14 protein-coding genes are annotated in these 16,405 nt (G+C 65.0%); 7 read left to right on the plus strand and 7 right to left on the minus strand.

The window, feature by feature from the left end:
* Positions 1 to 52: 52 nt before the first annotated feature.
* The 3 genes from leuE to WS68_RS09475 form a co-directional block, all read right to left on the minus strand.
* Positions 53 to 715 carry a leucine efflux protein LeuE gene (leuE, locus tag WS68_RS09465; RefSeq protein WP_059570544.1) on the minus strand — a complete coding sequence of 221 codons (663 nt, stop codon included), beginning with the start codon at positions 713 to 715 and terminating at the stop codon, positions 53 to 55.
* Between the two features lie 33 nt (positions 716 to 748).
* Positions 749 to 1,897 carry a glutamine-hydrolyzing carbamoyl-phosphate synthase small subunit gene (gene carA / locus WS68_RS09470; protein WP_059513866.1) on the minus strand — a complete coding sequence of 383 codons (1,149 nt, stop codon included), beginning with the start codon at positions 1,895 to 1,897 and terminating at the stop codon, positions 749 to 751.
* A gap of 342 nt (positions 1,898 to 2,239) precedes the next feature.
* Positions 2,240 to 3,280 carry an AraC family transcriptional regulator gene (locus tag WS68_RS09475; protein WP_059570545.1) on the minus strand — a complete coding sequence of 347 codons (1,041 nt, stop codon included), beginning with the start codon at positions 3,278 to 3,280 and terminating at the stop codon, positions 2,240 to 2,242.
* Positions 3,281 to 3,464: 184 nt separating this feature from the next.
* Between WS68_RS09475 and WS68_RS09480 the strand changes: the two genes are divergently transcribed.
* The 4 genes from WS68_RS09480 (at position 3,465) to WS68_RS09500 (ending at position 9,159) form a co-directional block, all read left to right on the plus strand.
* On the plus strand, positions 3,465 to 4,607 hold the full coding sequence (locus WS68_RS09480; protein WP_059570546.1) for a DUF6670 family protein: 1,143 nt from the start codon (positions 3,465 to 3,467) through the stop codon (positions 4,605 to 4,607).
* 230 nt (positions 4,608 to 4,837) lie between these two features.
* A complete protein-coding gene (locus WS68_RS09485) occupies positions 4,838 to 6,121 on the plus strand; it encodes an SGNH/GDSL hydrolase family protein (protein WP_059570547.1) in 1,284 nt (427 codons plus the stop codon).
* Positions 6,122 to 6,656: 535 nt separating this feature from the next.
* Complete coding sequence (locus WS68_RS09495) at positions 6,657 to 7,598, plus strand: glycosyltransferase family 2 protein (RefSeq protein WP_082709917.1); 942 nt, start codon at positions 6,657 to 6,659, stop codon at positions 7,596 to 7,598.
* 244 nt (positions 7,599 to 7,842) lie between these two features.
* Positions 7,843 to 9,159 (plus strand): SGNH/GDSL hydrolase family protein, encoded by a 1,317-nt coding sequence (locus tag WS68_RS09500; RefSeq protein ID WP_059570550.1) that lies wholly within the window; start codon positions 7,843 to 7,845, stop codon positions 9,157 to 9,159.
* Positions 9,160 to 9,206: 47 nt separating this feature from the next.
* Here the strand turns inward: WS68_RS09500 and WS68_RS09505 are convergent, their stop codons facing one another.
* From WS68_RS09505 to gloB, 3 genes are all read right to left on the minus strand, one after another.
* Positions 9,207 to 10,436, minus strand: coding sequence for an MFS transporter (locus WS68_RS09505; RefSeq protein ID WP_059570551.1), 1,230 nt, complete (start codon positions 10,434 to 10,436; stop codon positions 9,207 to 9,209).
* Positions 10,437 to 10,609: 173 nt separating this feature from the next.
* Positions 10,610 to 12,196, minus strand: a complete 1,587-nt coding sequence (locus tag WS68_RS09510; RefSeq protein ID WP_059570552.1) for a transglycosylase SLT domain-containing protein — start codon at positions 12,194 to 12,196, stop codon at positions 10,610 to 10,612.
* A 158-nt stretch (positions 12,197 to 12,354) separates the two neighbouring features.
* Positions 12,355 to 13,167, minus strand: coding sequence for a hydroxyacylglutathione hydrolase (gene gloB, locus WS68_RS09515; RefSeq protein ID WP_059570553.1), 813 nt, complete (start codon positions 13,165 to 13,167; stop codon positions 12,355 to 12,357).
* A gap of 19 nt (positions 13,168 to 13,186) precedes the next feature.
* Between gloB and WS68_RS09520 the strand changes: the two genes are divergently transcribed.
* The 3 genes from WS68_RS09520 (at position 13,187) to dnaQ (ending at position 15,411) form a co-directional block, all read left to right on the plus strand.
* Positions 13,187 to 13,999, plus strand: coding sequence for a class I SAM-dependent methyltransferase (locus tag WS68_RS09520; protein WP_059570554.1), 813 nt, complete (start codon positions 13,187 to 13,189; stop codon positions 13,997 to 13,999).
* Positions 13,996 to 14,442, plus strand: a complete 447-nt coding sequence (rnhA, locus tag WS68_RS09525; protein ID WP_059570555.1) for a ribonuclease HI — start codon at positions 13,996 to 13,998, stop codon at positions 14,440 to 14,442. The genes WS68_RS09520 and rnhA overlap by 4 nt, the downstream gene beginning before the upstream one ends.
* Before the next feature lie 225 nt (positions 14,443 to 14,667).
* Positions 14,668 to 15,411, plus strand: coding sequence for a DNA polymerase III subunit epsilon (dnaQ, locus tag WS68_RS09530; RefSeq protein ID WP_059570556.1), 744 nt, complete (start codon positions 14,668 to 14,670; stop codon positions 15,409 to 15,411).
* A gap of 287 nt (positions 15,412 to 15,698) precedes the next feature.
* On the opposite strand, the gene WS68_RS09535 is transcribed toward dnaQ, so the two are convergent.
* Positions 15,699 to 16,031 carry a YnfA family protein gene (locus WS68_RS09535; RefSeq protein ID WP_059570557.1) on the minus strand — a complete coding sequence of 111 codons (333 nt, stop codon included), beginning with the start codon at positions 16,029 to 16,031 and terminating at the stop codon, positions 15,699 to 15,701.
* Positions 16,032 to 16,405: the final 374 nt, after the last annotated feature.

A 16,405-nucleotide genomic window follows, 5' to 3' on the forward strand; every position in this document is an offset into this window, starting at 1 on the left:
TCGGGATTCAAAAAATGATTCGTTAATACGCGTCTTAGCGTGCGCGCGCCGCTCAGCTCAGCGTCGCGAACGCGAGCTTCACGGAAAAACCGACGAACAAGCCGCCCAGGCCGCCCGTGGCGCTTGCCGCGACCTTGCGGCGGCGGCGAAAGGCGGCGGCAAGGCGTGCGCCGGCGAAGATCAGCGTGCTCAAGTACAGGAAGCTCGCGAGCTGCATGATCGCGCCCAGCGCGATGAACGACAGCACCGGATGCGCGTAGTCCGGATCGACGAATTGAATGAAGAACGAGATCAGGAACAGGATCGCCTTCGGATTCAAGAGGCTCACGACCAACGCCTTGCGAAACGGCCGCGCGCCGTCGATGGCGCGCCCGGGCAGCGCGCCGTCGGCGACGGCCGGCGCGCGCAGCTTGCGCCACGCACCGCGCAGCATGCCGATGCCGAGGTACAGCAGGTATGCGGCGCCGCCGTACTTGACGGCCGAAAACAGCAACGGATTCGCTTTCAGCAGCGACGCGACGCCTGCCGCCGACAGCACCATCAGCACCGCGTCGCCGGCAAACACGCCGCATGCGGCGCGATAGCCGAGCTTCACACCGCGCTGCGCGGCGATCGACAGCACATACATCGAATTCGGCCCCGGCAACAGGACGATGAAGATCACGCCGAACACGTAAGTCCAGAGATCGGTGATGCCGAGTGCGTGGCCTATCATGAGCGCGCCTCCTTGATCGATGCGGCGCCGCCGTCAGGCGGCGCTCTTCGCCTTCGCGGCATCCATCAGCGCGGTGAAGCGATCGAACAGATAGCCGATGTCGTGCGGGCCGGGCGACGCCTCCGGGTGGCCCTGGAAGCAGAACGCGGGCTTGTCGGTCAGCTCGAAGCCCTGCAGCGTGCCGTCGAACAGCGACACGTGCGTCGCGCGCGCGTTCGCGGGCAGCGAATCGGCATCGACCGCGAAACCGTGATTCTGCGACGTGATCACGACGCGCCCGTTCGCGAGATCCTTCACCGGATGATTCGCGCCATGATGGCCCGTCTTCATCTTGAGCGTCTTCGCGCCGACCGCGAGGCCCATGATCTGATGGCCGAGGCAAATGCCGAACGTCGGCACGCCGCGCTCGATGAATTCCTTCGCCGCGGCGATCGCGTAATCGCACGGCTCGGGGTCGCCCGGGCCGTTCGACAGGAAGATGCCGTCCGGATTCAGCGCGAGCGCTTCGGCCGCGCTCGACTGCGCGGGCAGCACGCTCACATGGCAGCCGCGCTCGGCCAGCATGCGCAGGATGTTGTACTTAACGCCGAAGTCATACGCGACGACGCGGTAACGCGGCGTTTCCTGCATGCCGTAGCCGCTGCCGAGACGCCATTCGGTCTGCTTCCATTCGAACGGCTTCGTCGTCGATACGACCTTCGCGAGATCCATCCCCGCGAGGCCCGGGAACGAGCGCGCGAACGCAAGCGCCTTCGCTTCGTCGTCGGAGCCCGTCAGGATGCAGCCGTTTTGCGCGCCCTTGTCGCGCAGGATGCGGGTCAGCTTGCGGGTGTCGATGCCCGCGATCGCGACAACGCCCTCGTCGCGCAGGTAGTCGCCTAGCGCGCGCGTGCAGCGGAAGTTCGACGCGAGCGCAGGCAGGTCGCGCACGATGAGGCCGGCCGCATGCACCTTGGTCGCTTCGACGTCCTCGCCGTTCACGCCGACGTTGCCGATGTGCGGGTAGGTCAGCGTGACGATCTGGCGCGCATAGCTCGGATCAGTGAGAATTTCCTGATAGCCGGTGATCGCGGTGTTGAACACGACTTCGCCGATCGTCTGGCCAGACGCGCCGATCGAATAACCGCGAAAAACCGTGCCGTCGGCAAGTGCGAGCAAAGCGGGAGAAAAAGACGGCAACACGGGAGACTCCTTGGGGGACACCCTTGCCGCCGACCTGTCTTCCTGCCGAGCACTGACTTGCGCGCCAGCGCGCTCGCTTACCGGCCGGGGCAATCGAGAAACCGCGCGGACTCGACGGCGCACGCAAGTTTCGCGGCATCGCCCGCATCAAGCGGCGTGCGGCGGATGAACGGGATGATGGAGGTAGGCGCTAGGGTGCGAGGTTGATTAGCACAAACTTTCGAATTATAGCGTGAAACAATCATTATCCTCAATCGCCGGACAGCTTTCCCCAAGCGCCTGCGCATGAAAATTCCGCGCGCCCTGACCAGGCAGGCCGGCCGCGGACGAAACGGGAGCGCGTCAAGCGGAGCGCCGGTACGCGAGCGGCGAAACGCCCTTCCAGCGCCGGAACGCCCGCGCGAACGAAGACGACTCCGCGTAGCCGAGCCGCTCCGCCACGGAGGGAATCGGCAGCGCCGTCGTCACGAGCAGTTCGCCGGCCAGGCGCTCGCGAATCTCGCTGGCGATGGTCTCGTAATCCGTCCCCTCATCGGCCAAACGCCGCCGCAACGTGCGCGCGCTCATGCCGAACTCGGCGGCGAGCGCTGCCATCGTCAGGCACGGCATCGGATCGCCGGCCAGCCGGCTGCGCACACGCTCGGCCCAGCCGTGGCCGCGGCCGTCATCGCCGCCGCGGCTGCGGCGCTCGAGCATGCGGCAGCACTCGTCGTCGCACGCTCGCCACATCAGCGCGTTGCTTTGCGGCAGTTTCGAGCCCAGACACGACGCGTCGACCATCAGCGCGTTCTGCGCCGCGCCGAACTCCGGCATCGCACCGAACAGCGCCGCATAAAGATCCGCGTATGCGGGCCTGCGCATCTTGAGCGCAATGCGCTTGACCGGCAATTTCGCCGCGTCCAGATCGAATTGCAGTGTAATAAGCGCGGCGATCGTCATCTCGACCAGCGTGTCGCGCACGTCGGCCGGCAGATCGCGGTCATCGACGATCAGCGCGGGATCGCCGCCTTGCATGGCCGGGCGGATGCCGCAAAAGGTCGACGCCAGCGGCAAATGGCGCAGGCCGGTCGCGATCGCGTCGCCGAACGTCGCGCTGCTGAGCAGCGCCAGGCCCCAAATGCCGTATGCGGTCGCGTGATAGCGCCGGCCGACCTCGATGCCGAGCGGAAAGTCCGGCCCCAGCAGCCGCGTCAGATTGCGCACGATGCGCAGCTCTTGCGCCGCCGTCGACGCGCTGGCCGCATCGCCCGGACGGTCCGGCGCCACGCCGCTGCCCGCCAGGCAATTCCGCGCGCTCAGCCCCTGCTGCGCGCCGATTTCAAGCAGCACGTCGATCCGGCCGACCGGAAGCGCCGAATTCCAATGTGCACGCGCAGTCGTCATGAGTGGCCTCAAATGTTCGGAATTCGCCTAATTTGCCATTGATCAATGTCACATTCAATGCGATCTTTCCTTCATCGAACCCGGACCGCGAATCGCGGGCCGTCACGCCAGCGGGCAGCGGACCTGCGACGACGAGGCCCGCGCGCCGCATCGCCGGGCGCATCCGGGCGACACAAGGAAACTCATGGACACCCTCCTCGACACGCGCGATTTCCTCGCTCCGCCGAGCCCGCCGCTGATCGACAGCAGGCGGCGCCCCCACGGTCTGCGCGGCCTGCGCAGCCATCTGGTGGGAAAGGCGGCCGCACTGTTGCTGCGGCCCGTGAAGCCATCCGCGCGGCCCGCGCCGCCCGCACCGTTGATATTCCCGCCGAACGGCGGCTCGTGCCGCTTCGGCCTCACGCATTACGGCGTGACGATTTCGAATCTACCCGCCCCACATCACTTTCTCGCTTGCAGAGCAATACTCGGCAACGCCGGCATGCGCGCATTCGACACCGATTTCGCGGCCCAGCCGGGCGACGGCCCGCTGCGCACCGCGACGCTCGTGCATGGTACGGCGGCGGCCGTCGACGGCCACTTCACGCGCTATTCGATGCCGCAAGACGTGGAATTGCGCGAGGACGGCAGCCTGCTGCGCTTCGGCAACGAGCTGCTGCTTGCCGGCCGCTATCCCGATTTCCAGTTGAAGAGCCGGCGCGCGGGCTTCGCGGTCGACCTGCGGCTGCACGCGACGGGCGACATCACCTGGCTGGCGAAAGGTCCGCTCTACGACCATATCGCGCTCGTCACCCGCTATCGCGGCAGGATCGAGCACGAAGGCACGTCGATCGGCGTAGCGGGGCTCTGCACCTACGAATATGCGCGCGGCTCGTCACCGTACCTGCTGTATAACCGCTTTCTGCCGAAAGCCGCGAAACTGCCGTGGGACGTGCTCAGCTATCACGTGATCAATCTCGATGCGGAGACGCAACTTCTCCTGTCGCATGTCCAGTTCGACGGCCATCCGGCGACCTACGCGCATCTGCGCATCCTCGGTGAATGCGCGCATCGGCTCGATGCCGACGTCCATTTCCAGGTGCTGAGCCTGCAGCCCGAGCCGGCCGTCGCGCCCGACGGCTCGACAATGCCGCTGCCCAAGCAGTTCGTCTGGACGCTGCGCGATGCGCAGGGCAACGACTTGTTCGTGATCGACGGGACCGTCGATACGCCGATGCTGTTCGGCGTCGGCACCGGCTACGTCGGCGGCTACCGGTGGGAAGGGATGCGCGGCGCAGAACCGATCAGCGGGCGCGGTTACATCGAGTACGTCGATCAACGTCGTTGAGCGGTGCGGCACGGGCCGGCACTTCGTGCCCGGCGGGCGCCGGCTCGACGGTGCGAACCCGCCGCGTGCCACGCCCGCGCCGCCGCCGCAATCATCCCGGACGATACAGCGAACCGGCGCGGTTTCGCTTGCCCGATCCGATTTGACCGCCTGACAGTAAAACCGCCCGGCTGGGTGATGAGCGCCGGCCCGTGCATATAATCCGGAATCCTCATCGTAGGACCCGCCCCATGAAAACGATCAAGCAGCGGTTCATCGCGCTCGCGTGTTGCATCGCATTCGCCGCATCCGCCGCTGCGTTCGCGCAACGCCACGCGGTTCCCGGTGCCGCACCGCATTGGGTCGCCGCGTGGGCGAGTGCGCTGCACGCGATTCCGGCCCCGTCGTATGGCGCAGTGGATATCGCGGGCCGCACCGTTCGCGAGATCGTTTATCCGACGCTTTCCGGCCGCACCGTGCGCATTCGCGTGAGCAACGCATACAGCGATACGTCGCTCGTGGTCAACGCATTGCGAATCGCCCCTTCGACAGGAAGCAACGCCGCGCTCGCGGCTCCCCGCTCGGCCGTCGTGACGTTCGGCGGCCGGCGTGCGATCGAACTGCCGCCCGGTCAGGATGCGCAGAGCGATCCGATCGAATTCGACATCGACGCAGGCAAGCCTTACGCGCTCAGCTTGTACGTCGGCGAGCGACAGACGATGCGCGCGTGGCACGGCACCGCCATGCAGGTCAACTACGTATCCGAGCCAGGCAACCATACATCCGATGCGAATGCGCGCGCCTATCCGACCAGCATCACGAATTCCGCATGGGTGACGGAACTCGCGGTCGACGCGCCGCCCTCGAGCCGCACCGCGGCGATCGCGACGGTCGGCGATTCGCTCACGGACGGCTTGCACTCCAGCACGAATCTGAACCGACGCTGGCCGGACGAGTTCGCCCGGCGCCTCGCACAAGCCGGCGAGCGCGAACTCGGCGTCGTCAATCTCGGCATCAGCGGCAACCGCCTGCTCACCGATTCGCGCTGCCTCGGCGTCGCGCTCGAAAAGCGCTTTGCGCGCGACGTGCTGGCACGCGCCGGCGTGAAGGCCGCAATCCTGATGATCGGCGTCAACGATATCAATTTCATCGCCGCGCCCGTGCCGCTATCGGGCGTCGATTGCTTCGCCCCGCGCATCAAGCCGGATGCCCAAGCACTGATCGACGGCTATCAGCGGATGATCGCCGCCGCGCACCAGCACGGCATTGCGATATTCGGCGGCACGCTGACACCGACGTCCATGCCGCCCGAACGCGAAGCCGTGCGCCAGAAAGTGAACGCGTGGATCCGGGGCTCGGGCGCATTCGACGGAATCGTGGATTTCGACGCCGCGGTGCGCGATCCGGCGAATCCATCGGCGCTCCTGCCGACTTACAACAGCGGCGACGACATTCACCCGAACGACGCAGGTTATGCGGCAATGGCCAAGGCCGTGCCGATCGACCCAATCACGGCCCGGGCCAAGGAGCGGTGAAATCGGCGCCGTCACGCGACGCGCAGCAAACGTGCGCGCCGAACGGCCGCCAAAATCGAATCGACCGGATGGCGCGGGACGCACCGCCTTTGCGCCGCCGTGCCCATGCATACGCGCACGCAAACGCGCTCAGCACGCAACCGGTTTTATTCGCCGCGCCATTCAGTCATACGCGTCTCGTCGATATCGCGCTTTTCATAAATTAGACGCTTGCGCTTGCCATTACTCTTTGACAAGTATGGGTGCGACATCAAGAATCGCCGCATCATGATTGCGGACAGGCCCGATCTCCGATCATCCGGCAATTGCGAGCCGCTACAATCGCCTACACTTGCATGGCGAACAAGCAATGGATTCAACGCCTGAGCATGCGTCGAACACCCATATATTTTGGTGTCTTTCCGCAAAGCCACCTGTACCGGTTGGCAGGCGAGCCGGCGGCATGGCTCACCGCGGCTTTCGATCATGGACAGCGGAAAACATTTATTTTCCAATTTTATTGGAAAAATAAAATTGGAAAAATAATGAGCAGGCCATGCCAATTTACCCTCGGATATCCGCCATCATTCCGGCATTCAACGCAGCACGCTTTATTGGCGAGGCTGTCGAATCAATTTTGACGCAAACTTATCAAGATTTTGAGGTAATCGTCGTCAATGACGGCTCGACCGACAACACCGCCCATTTACTCAATCAATTTCTCGGCGATTCTCGCGTCCGGGTGATTACCTTTGCAACTAACCAGGGAGAAGCCGTCGCCACCAATGTCGCCATAGCCGCGGCGCGCGGGACGTACATTGCCAGGCTCGATGCCGACGATATCGCACTGCCGGAGCGCCTGGCCTATCAGGTGGACGTACTGGATCACAATCCGCACGTCACGCTGACGGGGGGCAACGTGAATATCCTGGGTCAGGATAACCGGTCGAGTGTCATGCTGGCCGATGCGGACATCAAGTGCGCGCTACTCGACGGCGGCGGCCATTTTATTACGTCGACGACCATGTGGCGCAGATGCTGGTTCATGACGCGGAATATTTGGTGGAATCCGGCTCTGCCGTCCGCTCGCGATCATCGTTTTTGGATCGACGCGATGCTGGCCGGCGCACACTTCGCAAACATCGACCGGGTAATCGCACTTTACCGGCTGCACGAAACCAACATCAGCCGCGACATAGGCGCGATGCGCATTGCCGTGCATCAAAACAGAAAATTGATTTTGCATGCCTTTTATCCGGAGCTTACGGAAATCGAATGCAATACCCTGCTTCCGCTCATTGAATGCCAGCAATATGGCGTCGAGCATTTGACCGATATCCGGCAATTGAATGCATGCATCGAATTGCTGCGGCGCATGCACCGCAAAACAACGTCTTATTATGGAGAGAATCTATCGACACTGATTATATATATTCAGTATTGGTACGACAGCGCATGCGCGCGCATCGAAGCGTTGAAGGCAGCCGGGTCGAGCTGAAAGCCGCTGGCGCAAGCGCCCTAAATGCTGGCCCTCCATAATCAAAAGCCACCGTCGCCTCGCGCCCGCGCGTTGCCGCAATCAAGGATGAAATGCCGCCAGTGCAGCACCGTCAAGCTTTCCCAATCCTTTCGGTCCACGAAAAGTTTCACCCCTTTCCGGCTTGAGTAAGCATGCGCACAGAATGCCTGGCGCAAACCAATACCCTGAGCGCTCGGCGACCTTTTGTGAAAGGAACAGAAGAATGAAAACGACGGCACACAGGCATGCACTCAGGCATTGGTTCTACTCAGTTGTCTATGGCATCGGCATTGCGCTAAGCGCATCGCATCCGGCCGGCGCGGCCTCGCTGGATACCAATCTACTGGCGCCACACTGGGTCTCCGCATGGGCGACCGCGCTCGAGCCCATCCCCGATAATTCGCAGGCCATCTTCCCGACGCCCGATGTCGGAGGACGCACGTTCAGACAGATCGTCTACCCGACGCTCTCCGGGCGCGCCGTGCGCATCCGCGTCAGCAACGCCTACAGCAATGCGCCGCTCGTGATCAGGGCGTTGCGAATCGGCCAGTCCGCGGGCGGCGCGGCGCTCGCCGCCAACAGCTCGGTCGCGGCGACGTTCGGCGGCGCAACCGAAGTCACGCTGTCGCCCGGCCAGGAACTGGACACGGACCCCATCCCCTATGCCGTGAAGGCGGGCGTGCCGTATGCGCTCAGTCTGTATCTGGGCGATCAGCAGAAGATGACGGTGTGGCACGGCGTGTCGAACCAGGTCAATTACGTGTCCGACGTCGGCGATCACACGGGTGACACGGCAGCCGACGCATACCAGAACGGCATCACGCATTACGCGTGGATGACGGAGCTGGCGGTGCAAAAACATCTGCCATTCGCCTCGACGGTTGCCGCCATCGGCGATTCGCTCACCGACAGCGAAGGCTCCAGCGTGAATCTGAACCGGCGCTGGACCGATGCGTTCGCGGCACGTCTCGCGAAAGTCGGCGCGCGCGAGATCGGCGTTCTCAACCTCGGCCTCACCGGTAACCGGCTGCTGAACGATTCCGTGTGCTACGGCACGGCCGTGGAAAACCGCTTCGAGCGAGACGTGCTTGCGCACCCTGGCGTCAAGGTGGTGATCCTGCAAGCCGGCGATAACGATATCGGCTTCGCGGCGGCGCAGCCGCAGCCCGGGCTCGATTGCCTCGCGCCGCACAAGCAGGGCGACTTCCAATCATTGGTCGACGGCTATCAGCGGATTATCGCCGTCGCGCACCAGCACGGCATCTCGGTGATCGGCGCAACGCTCGCGCCGGCGTTGCTGTCGCCCGCGCCGCTCGAGCAAACCCGCCAACAGGTGAACACATGGATCCGGACCTCGGGCGCGTTCGACGGCATCGCGGACTTCGACGCCGCATTGCGCGATCCCGCCAATCCGTCGGTCATTCAGGCGCGCTATCTCAGCAGCGACGGCCTGCACCCGAACGATGCCGGCTATGCGGCAGTGGCCAATGCGGTGCCCCTCTGGGACGTGATCATTCAATCGTTGCGCTATCGCCGTTAAGCAGTTGAGCCCGGCTGCGGCGCGCGCCGCGGCCGGCCGCCCGATCCTCACAAGACCTCGCGCGCCGGCTTGGCGAGCGCGCGATCCGGCAACACGTACCAGACCGCACTTGCGAGCTGCAGCGCGATCAGCAGGCCCCACGCAGTCAAATGCGCGGGGGCCGGATAGTGTGCCGCCTGCGTCGGCCACTGCGACAGCACCGCGCCGACACCCATTTGAAACCCGAAAATCAGCACGAAAATGACCAGTGTGAGCGTCGTATTCGCGCGGCCGATCAAGTGCGCCGGAAAATATTCGGCAAGCACCGCATAGCTGAGGATACCGACCCCGCCGAACACGCCATATGCCGACCACAGCAGCGCGGCGGGTAACGGCGCGCGCAGCACGATCGCGAGCTGGGTCGCGACGAACAGCATCATTCCGGTCCCGCAGAACGCATACAGCGATACGCCGCGCCGCTCGAGGCCGCGCGCAGCCGCGCCAAAACCGACGCACCCCGCCATCATCGCGAAGCCTAGCACCGACACGAGCGCAGCCGCATCGTGCAGCGCATAACCGCCGACGTCGCGCAGATACGCACCGACCCACAGCGACTGCATCGCATAGAACACGCCTTGCGTGACGACCGAGAACGACGCGATTTTCCAAAACGTGCGATTCGTGATGATCCGCCAAGTGCCGACGAACTGGCTTGCGATACTCGCGTCGCGGCGCTCCTGGTTCGCATCGGGTGCGAACGCCCACAGCGCCGCAGCCATCGCGGCGGTCATCGCGCCGAGCCCCACGCACACCGCGCGCCAGCCGGAAAAGCTCAACAACCACGACAGCGGCGAGCCGACCATCACGCCGCCCAAACCGCCCACCGCCATCACGAAGCCGTTCAAAAGCGGCAGCCGCGCGATCGGGAAATGCTGTGCGAGCGCCTTGAACGCGCCGCCCAGGCATACCGATACACCGATGCCGATCATCAGCCGCCCGGCCATCATCGCGCCGACGCCGTGCGCGGCGCCGAACACCCACGCGCCCGCCGCCGCGACCAACAGCAGCGCGGCGCAGACGCGGCGCGGGCCATAGCGGTCGAGCAACACGCCCGCTGGAATCTGCGCGAGCGCGAAGCCCAGGAAATAGAGGCTCGTCAACAGCCCGAGATCGGCGGCCGACAAGCCGAGATCACGAGTGATCAAAGGCGCGAAGCCGAGATTCACGCCCCGGTAGACATAGGAAACGAAATAGCCGATCGCGAACAACGCGAATACGCGGAACTGCACGAAGGACATGGTGATCACCGACGAAAAAACGCCGGGCCGACGGCGCTCGGCGCGAGAGCGGACACAAGCACGGCGGCCGGGCACAAACAAAAACGCCGTCACCCAGGTGACGGCGTTTGCCGATGATAGTCGACGCTTGGCTGCGGCGCCGAAAGCCCCTGCCGCGCACGCGCCCTTTCGTCTTACTTTTTCTTGCCCTTGCGGCCCGCCGCCTTCGCGGGCGCAGCTTTCACCGCTGCCTTGGCCGAACTTCTGGCCGGCGCCTTCGCTTCAGCCTTGCGGCCCCGGCCCGCCGCACGGCCGCCGGTGTGCAGACTCGCGCGCTCGATCCGGCCGCCCGACACTGCCGTCGCGATCCGTTGCGGCCCCGGCTCGGCCGGCACCGCGCGGCCAACCGGCACGTGCAGCACGAGCGTCTGGCCCGGCATCACGACCGAGCGGCGGGTACGGTTCCACGCATGCAATTGCGCGACCGACACGCCGTAGCGACTCGCAACCATCTCCATCGACTGCTTGCGTCGCACGCGAATCAGCATCTTGCGCGTATCCGGCACATCCGGCTCGATCGCAAGCACACCGTTTTCCGCGACATCGGCGCTGATATCCTCGTCATCGTCGTCGCCGCGCGGCACGACGATCGTCGAGCCGGGCTTCAGCCGCATGCCGGCCGGAATCTTGTTCACCTGCATCAGCGTGTCCGCGTCGACGCCGATCTTCTCCGCGAGCGCGGCCGGCCGCTCGCGCTCGGTCACGGTGTACGTGGTCCAACTCGACAGCTGGCCGTCATACGACTTGAGGTTCTTGCCGAACGCGGCGGCATTGTCGAACGGCAGCAGGATCTGCGGCTGTGTCGCGCCGAGGATCACCGGCTTCGAGAACGAAGGATTGAGCGACTTGAATTCGTCGAGCGGCAGGTTGGCGAGTTTCGCCGCCACCTTCACGTCGATGTCGCGCGATGTCGTAACGGTCACGAAATACGGGTGATTGGGAATCTCGGACAGCGTGAGACCGTATTGCTTCGGGTTCGTCACGATGTTCTTCACGGCCTGCAGCTTCGGCACATAGTTGCGCGTCTCGTTCGGCATCCGCAGGTTCTGATAATCGGTCGGCAGGCCCGCCGCCTGATTGCGCGCGATCGCGCGCTGCACGTTGCCCTCGCCCCAGTTGTACGCGGCAAGCGCGAGATACCAGTCGCCGAACATGTCGTGCAACCTCGACAGGTAGTCGAGCGCGGCGCTCGTCGAGGCCAGCACGTCGCGCCGCTCGTCCTGCCACATGTTCTGCCGCAAGTTGTACGTGCGGCCCGTGCCCGGCACGAACTGCCACATCCCCGCGGCTTTCGCGACCGACAGCGCCTGCGGGTTGTACGCGGATTCGATGAACGGCAGCAGCGCAAGCTCGGTCGGCATGTGGCGCGATTCAAGCTCTTCGACGATGTGATACAGATACTTCTGCGAGCGCTCGGTCATCCGCTGCACGTAGTCGGGACGCTGCGCGTACCACTGCGCCTGCATGTCGACAAGGTCGGTCTGGAGATCGGGAATCTGGAAACCGCGGCGAATGCGCGCCCAGAGATCACTGTCGGAGGTCGTCAGATCGCCGACCGATTGTTTGTCGACGTCGACGGTTTCTTTCGCGGTGGCGGACTTGCGGATGAAATTCGACGCGGCTTGCGCATCGGACGCTGCCGCCGGACCTTGAGCGGTAGGCCCCGTGCCCGCGCACGCGGCGAGCGTCAGAACCAACAGCGCGCTAATGAAGAATCGCATGAAAAATCTCGGCTTCCAACTGCTGGAAATTGCAGGCGATAGTACGAAAGTGCGCCGTTCGCGTCAATAAAAACACCGAAAAAACCTGCTAATTCGGATATTTGGGGCCGATTCTATAGATTTCGGATGAGCATCCCCCCACTTGAAAGTAGGTTGGATTACCGAAACCGGTTTTTCCACTCGCGCATCAATGTGAACGCGGTGAGCCGGTCCGGCACGGGCTCGTGCAACTCGGCCGCGAGCGTCGCGCGGATCGATGCGCTGTCCGCGCGCAGGAATGGATTGACCGCGCGCTCGTGGGCGATCGTGGTTGGCAACGTAGGCTCGCCGCGCGCGCGGCGCGCGAGCGCGTCGTCGCGCCAGGCGGCGAGCGCGGCGTTGTCCGGCTCGCAGGCGAGCGCGAATCGGATGTTCGACAGTGTGTATTCGTGCGCGCAATGCACGCGGGTGTCGCCCGGCAACGCGGCGAGCGCGGCGAGCGACGCGAGCATCTGCGCGGGCGTGCCCTCGAAAAGGCGCCCGCAGCCGCACGAGAACAGCGTATCGCCGCAAAAGAGGTGCGGCGCGGCATTCGCCGGCCCCGCCGGCTGGAAATACGCGATGTGCCCACGCGTATGGCCCGGCACGTCGATCACGTCGAACTCGACGGCCCCGCCCGACGCGAGCCCGACCCGCACGCGCCCGCCGCCCGCGACGCGCCGCGTCACGTGTTCGATCGCTTCGTTCGCGGGCGCGAACACGGCGATTTCGCGGCCTCGAGCGAGCGCGCTCAACTCGGCCACTCCGCCGACATGGTCGCCGTGGTGGTGCGTGAGTAAAATAGCGCTTAGCCGCCAGCCTCGAGCATCGAGATAGCGGCGCACCGGCTCGGCTTCGCCCGGATCGACGACGAGCGCATCGCAGCCGTCGGATACGATCCAGACGTAGTTGTCGTCGAATGCCGGCACCGGCACGTATTCCAGCTCGTTCATGGGCGCGCACTCACCATATATGTCTGACCGTTCGATTATAGACTGGCCCGCCTGGAGCGCCTCTCCGCCCGGACGCTACGTGCTGGGCTGGGAGCAGGCGCAACTCGACCGCATGGTGTCCGACGTGTTCGGCTTCCACGCGCTGCAGCTCGGGCTGCCGCAACTGGACGCGCTGCGCGAGAACCGGATGCCGTGCCGCGGGCTCGTGCTCGACCCTGCCAGCGGCGCGAGCGCGCCGTATCACTACCCGTGGGCGCGCGAAGCACATAGCCCGGAGCATGCGCCCGCCGGACGCAGCACGGTCTGGTGCGATCTGCTCGATCTGCCGTTCGAATCGCAAAGCGTCGATCTCGTGGTGATGCCGCACACGCTTGAGTTCACATCCGATCCGCACCGGCTGCTGCGCGAGGTCGAACGCGTGCTGATGCCGGAAGGCCAGCTCGTGATCACGGGTTTCAATTCGCTCAGCCTCTGGGGCGCGCGGCAGTCGGTCGGTAAGATGACGAACCGGCCGTTCGTGCCCGCGACGCTCGAGCGGATTACGTTCATCCGGCTGAAGGACTGGATCAAGCTGCTTGGCTTCGATCTCGAACGCGGCCGCTTCGGCTGCTACCGGCCGCCGCTGTCGACCGACAAGTGGCTCAACCGCTACGCATTCATGGAGGCCGCGGGCGACCGCTGGTGGCCGATTTTCGGCGCCGTCTACATGGTGACGGCGATCAAGCGCGTGCGGGGAATGCGGCTCGTCGGCCCGATCAAGGTCAAGAAACCGGTGCTAAAACCGGGCCTCGCGCCCGCGGCTACCCCGACCACCCACCAAGAACATTCATGACGCAGCAAATCATCGACATTTATACCGACGGCGCCTGCAAAGGCAATCCTGGCCCCGGCGGCTGGGGCGCACTGCTGCGCCACGGCACGCAGGAGAAGGAGCTGTTCGGCGGCGAAGCCGGCACGACCAACAACCGGATGGAACTCACCGCGGTCATCGCCGCGCTCGAAGCGCTCAAGCGGCCGTGCAAGGTAATCGTCCACACCGATTCGCAGTACGTGCAAAAAGGCATCAGCGAATGGATTCACGGCTGGAAGAAAAAAGGCTGGGTGACGGCCGCGAAGACGCCCGTGAAAAATGCCGACCTCTGGCAAAAACTCGACGCGCTCGTCGCGCAGCATGACGTGGAGTGGCGCTGGGTGAAGGGCCATGCCGGCCATCCGGAGAACGAGCGCGCGGACGCGCTCGCGAACCGCGGCGTCGCATCGCTCGAATCGGCATGAGCCCGGCTGGCCGTGCTGCGCGCCGCGCCGCCGGCTCTCGCCGGCCGCCCCGCCGTGCCCAAGTGCCGGCCGGTTCGCGCGCCGCGGCCACCTGCCACGCATTGCGTGCATACGCGCCGCCGCGCCCGCGGCCCTGCGCACGAGCGATCCGCCGGCGGCCTGAGCCGTTCGCGAACCGCTCGCGCGCCCTTGCTTTTCACGATTGACCCGAACCTCGTTTCCCCCATGCGCCAGATCATCATCGATACCGAAACCACCGGCCTGAACCCACGCGCCGGCGACCGCATCCTCGAAGTCGGTTGCGTCGAGCTGCTGAACCGGCGGCTCACCGGCAACAACCTGCACTTCTACATCAACCCCGAGCGCGACAGCGATCCCGCCGCGCTCGCGGTACACGGGCTGACGACCGAATTTCTGAGCGACAAGCCGAAATTCGCCGAGATCGTCGATGCGCTGCGCGACTTCGTCCGCGACGCCGAGCTCATCATCCATAACGCGCCGTTCGACATCGGCTTTTTCAACGCCGAGTTCGAACGGCTCAACCTGCCGCCGATCACCGAGGACTGCGCGGGCGTCATCGACACGCTGGTGCAAGCCAAGCAGATGTTCCCCGGCAAGCGCAATTCGCTCGACGCGCTCTGCGACCGCTTCGGAATCAACAACTCGCACCGCACGCTGCATGGCGCGCTGCTCGACTCGGAACTGCTCGCCGAGGTCTATCTCGCGATGACGCGGGGCCAGGAAAGTCTCGTCATCGATATGCTCGACGAAGGCGGCCATGCGCAACACAACGGCAACACGCTGCGCGTGACGTTCAGCGGGCTCGATCTGCCGGTGCTCGCGGCGACGGCAGACGAACTCGCCGAGCACGACGCGCAGCTCGATGCGCTCGACAAGACCGTCAAGGGTGCCTGTATCTGGCGCAGCGCGGCAGCGGCCGGCGACCCGGCCGCAAGCAGCGACGCGTAATCGCGCGCGGGCCTGCGCGCCTGCCAATGACGGCCGGCGCACGGGACGGCAAGCCGCGGCATCCGGCTCATCTGCTCTACCCAGCCCATTCGGGCTATGCGAGCCCGCCAGGGCCGCGCTGCGAGCACGCTCAGGCGCGCGTTCGCGCGCGTGAGTCAGCCGGCGTCTTGTTACCGCGCTCTTCGGCTCTTCGGCTCTTCGGCTCGCAGGCTCGCCAGCCGCCCCCCCCACCACCCTAACCAGCGGCGCAGCCACCGCGCGAGCCGCGCCGCCTCCGCCCATGCTTTTCAGCCTCGCGGCTGCAACGCGATCACCGACATCCCGGCAAGCGCAAGCGCCGCGCCAGCGACATCCCAGCGCGACAGCGGCACGCCGTCGACGAACCGCAGCCACACAAGCGCCACCGCAATATAAACGCCGCCATACGCTGCATAGGTGCGCGCGGCGGCAGCCGGATGCAGCGTCAGCAGCCACGCGAATAGCGCGAGCGACAGCGCGGCGGGCGCAAGCAGCCACACCGGCTTGCCCGACTTCAACACGAGCCAAGGCAGGTAGCAGCCGGCGATTTCGGCAAGCGCGGTCAGCACGAAAAGCACGGCGATTTTCACGATCGAAAGCATGGTGCAAACGCGCGAAGCGCGTGTCGAAAACGCCGCGAAATGCCACGGCAACGAGCGCGATTATGCCCGACGCGACGCCCGCGCGGCCTGGGCCTTTCCGGCAATTTGCACGATCCTCCGCCATCGTGCTATCATGTAACATCTTTCAACAGGCTACTGCCGTCATTTCATTTCGACCGCCAAGGCATCCGGCATACTGCCGCCCGCCGGCTCTCGAAATTTCGCTCACAAGAAAGCGCGCCTTCGGGCTGCTTTTTTCGTTTCAACGCCCTTGATTTGGGCATACCGCCGGCCGCACACAGCATGCGATGCGCCGGTGCGCCGTCCGTCCCGCGAGATGCACGGCGGACTTCTCTCGAGTGCGAGCGTGCGAC

This window comes from Burkholderia sp. TSV86 (assembly GCF_001522865.1).
In the GTDB taxonomy this organism is placed as follows: Bacteria; Pseudomonadota; Gammaproteobacteria; order Burkholderiales; family Burkholderiaceae; genus Burkholderia.

Excerpts from the sequence above, each read along its gene's own strand:
- WS68_RS09475 (WP_059570545.1), bottom strand. The coding sequence starts at position 3,280 with ATGACGACTGCGCGTGCACATTGGAATTCGGCGCTTCCGGTCGGCCGG.
- dnaQ (WP_059570556.1), top strand. The coding sequence starts at position 14,668 with ATGCGCCAGATCATCATCGATACCGAAACCACCGGCCTGAACCCACGC.
- WS68_RS09520 (WP_059570554.1), top strand. The coding sequence starts at position 13,187 with ATGTCTGACCGTTCGATTATAGACTGGCCCGCCTGGAGCGCCTCTCCG.
- leuE (WP_059570544.1), bottom strand. The coding sequence starts at position 715 with ATGATAGGCCACGCACTCGGCATCACCGATCTCTGGACTTACGTGTTC.
- WS68_RS09505 (WP_059570551.1), bottom strand. The coding sequence starts at position 10,436 with ATGTCCTTCGTGCAGTTCCGCGTATTCGCGTTGTTCGCGATCGGCTAT.
- WS68_RS09535 (WP_059570557.1), bottom strand. The coding sequence starts at position 16,031 with ATGCTTTCGATCGTGAAAATCGCCGTGCTTTTCGTGCTGACCGCGCTT.
- rnhA (WP_059570555.1), top strand. The coding sequence starts at position 13,996 with ATGACGCAGCAAATCATCGACATTTATACCGACGGCGCCTGCAAAGGC.
- WS68_RS09485 (WP_059570547.1), top strand. The coding sequence starts at position 4,838 with ATGAAAACGATCAAGCAGCGGTTCATCGCGCTCGCGTGTTGCATCGCA.
- gloB (WP_059570553.1), bottom strand. The coding sequence starts at position 13,167 with ATGAACGAGCTGGAATACGTGCCGGTGCCGGCATTCGACGACAACTAC.
- WS68_RS09480 (WP_059570546.1), top strand. The coding sequence starts at position 3,465 with ATGGACACCCTCCTCGACACGCGCGATTTCCTCGCTCCGCCGAGCCCG.
- WS68_RS09510 (WP_059570552.1), bottom strand. The coding sequence starts at position 12,196 with ATGCGATTCTTCATTAGCGCGCTGTTGGTTCTGACGCTCGCCGCGTGC.
- WS68_RS09495 (WP_082709917.1), top strand. The coding sequence starts at position 6,657 with ATGCCAATTTACCCTCGGATATCCGCCATCATTCCGGCATTCAACGCA.
- WS68_RS09500 (WP_059570550.1), top strand. The coding sequence starts at position 7,843 with ATGAAAACGACGGCACACAGGCATGCACTCAGGCATTGGTTCTACTCA.